General features: G+C 69.5%; 1 protein-coding gene. It reads left to right on the top strand.

Features of this window, described 5'->3' with window-relative positions:
* On the top strand, window positions 1–282 hold a 282-nt coding region (locus OH705_RS27100), incomplete at both ends, for a hypothetical protein (protein WP_267303420.1).

The following is a 282-nucleotide window of genomic DNA, read 5'->3' on the forward strand; positions in this document are numbered from 1 at the left end:
CACGGTCGGCACAGAACCCGCTGCCTTTTCCGTGGCCACCGCCCCCGACGCCAGCGAGCTGGGCTCGATCCGCGACAAGGCGGTGCTGAGCATCTCGCCGGAGGACCTGGGGGTGATCACCAGCCGCTGGCGCGACCACGGCCTGCGTGACGACGCCTACTGGCGCAGCGACCTCCGGGTGATCCTGCAGGTGGGCGGGGTGATCGCCGTACTCCTGGTCCTGGCGCTGAGATGGAATGCCCGGCTGCGCCGTCAAATCAAGCAGCGTCAACGGGCCGAACG

The sequence above is a fragment of the Pseudomonas sp. BJa3 genome, from assembly GCF_026343815.1.
Classification (GTDB): Bacteria; Pseudomonadota; Gammaproteobacteria; order Pseudomonadales; family Pseudomonadaceae; genus Aquipseudomonas; species Aquipseudomonas soli.